At 69.6% G+C, this 1872-nt stretch carries 2 protein-coding genes; both read right to left on the bottom strand.

Going from position 1 to position 1872, the window contains the following annotated elements:
- A partial coding sequence (locus tag ACTS11_RS11905; protein WP_442640531.1) for a GMC family oxidoreductase occupies positions 1–1439 on the bottom strand: 1439 nt, incomplete at its 3' end.
- A partial coding sequence (locus tag ACTS11_RS11910; RefSeq protein WP_442640532.1) for a gluconate 2-dehydrogenase subunit 3 family protein occupies positions 1432–1872 on the bottom strand: 441 nt, incomplete at its 5' end. The genes ACTS11_RS11905 and ACTS11_RS11910, both read right to left, overlap by 8 nt.

Genomic DNA, 1872 nt, shown 5'->3' on the forward strand with positions numbered 1-1872 from the left:
GCCATGCGCCGGTCGTTGTCGGGAAAGTCGAATGTCATCCGCAGGAGCGGGCGCCCGTAGGCGTCGGTCCATGTGGGATCGAGGTCGAGGTAGTTGTCCCAGGTCGACATGGACGAGCCGTGGACGACCAGATCGCCGTGGTGGCCGTAGTTCTCGCGCACCGCGCGCTTCCACTCGAGGCCCCATTCGGGCGTGCCCTCGGGCACCGGCTGATAGCTGATCGGGCGGCCGTGATACTGCTTGCAGGCGATGTAGCCGCCGCCGAGGAAGCCGAGCCCGGAATGGTCGAAGTTGTCGCCGTTGTAGTCGTCCACCACCACGCCGAGCGCGCCCGCACCCATGAAGGGATCGGTCTGCACGCTGTCGTCGAAGAAGGCGTCGACGGCGGCGATGGTCTGGTAGGAGTAGTTGCGCCCGACCGTGCCGGTGCGCGTCTCGGGGTCGTAGGGCGTGCCGAGCCCGGACACGAGCATGAGGTGGACGTTCCAGAGCGCGTAGGCGTTCAGGCAGATCGTGTCGGCGGGCTGGAACACCTCGACCCCGTCCTCGTCGAGGTAGACGACGCCGGTGGCCGTCTGTCCGTCCGCCGCTTTCGTCACGCGGAGCACCTGCGCCTCGAAGCGCAGCTCGAAGTTCTCGTGATCCTTGATGCGGTCGTAGACGCAGATGATCGGGTCGGCCTTGGCGTAGTAGCCGCAGCCGAAGCGCTCGCAGAAGCCGCAATAGGTGCAGGGGTGGAGCTGCGCGCCGTAGGGGTTCTCGTAGGCCCGCGTCACGTTCGCGGACGGCATCGGGAAGGGATGGAGGCCCATGCGCTCGGCCGCCTGCCCGAAGAGCGTGTTGGAAATCGGCTGCGTCATCGCGGGGTTGGGATAGTCGGCGCTGCGCGGCCCCTCGAAGACGTTGCCGCCCGCGCGCGTCTCGCCGTTCAGGTTGCCGGCGTAGCCCGCCGTGCCGCAGATCTTCTCGAAGAAGTCGAGATGCGGCTCCAGCTCCTCGTAGGTCACGCCCCAGTCCTGGATCGTGGCCGCCTCGGGGATGACCTGCTCGCCGTAGCGCTCGGCGTAGTGGCTGCGCATGGTCAGGTCGGAGGGAAGCGGCCGCCAGAGCTGGCCGTTCCAGTGGATGCCCGCGCCGCCGAGGCCCGAACCGGGGAGGAAGGAGCCGAGCCTGCGCATCGGCAGGGCCTGCTGGTCGCGGCTGTTGCGGAAGGTCACGGTCTCCTTCTTGACGTCCATCATGTGGCCGTAGCGGATCGCGTATTTCAGCTCGTCATGCTCCTCCGGCCCGCCGAAGAAGGTGGCGTCGTGGCGGTAGCGCCCGCGCTCGAGCACGACGCAGCGCTGACCGGCATGGGCGAGCTCGTAGGCGGCGGTGAGGCCGGTCCACCCGGCGCCGACGATCACCACGTCGGTCTTGGGCATCCTGCGTTCAGCCATCGCTGTCGCCTCCGGGGATCGGGCGGGGGAGCGTGACGGGGCCGCCGGGGTCGTGCGCCACGCCCATGGGCGGGGGCGCGGGCGAGGGCTCGAAATCGCCCACGCGGCTGAGGTAGTAGGCGTGCGCGCCGGGGAAGCCGACCATGCGCCAGCCCGCGTAGTCGTGGTTGCCGAGATAGATCGGGTCGGCGAAATAGCCCTCGTTCGTGAGGCTCAGGAGCTCGTCGAAGAAGGGCTTGGCGGGCACCTCGCCGATGCTGCCCTCGCGCTCGGACAGGGCCCGGATCGCCTCCTCCCGGCCCGCCGCGTCGCGGTCGAAGAGCGCCGCGCCCTCGGCCATGTGCGCGTCGATGCCCCGGAGGATCAGCTCGCGCGGGGTGAAGGGGACCTGGTAGCCCTGCGAGGGCGTGGCGCCCTCGGGGAAGGGGCCCTC

This window comes from Roseicyclus sp., from assembly GCF_052168335.1.
Classification (GTDB): domain Bacteria; phylum Pseudomonadota; class Alphaproteobacteria; order Rhodobacterales; family Rhodobacteraceae; genus Roseibacterium.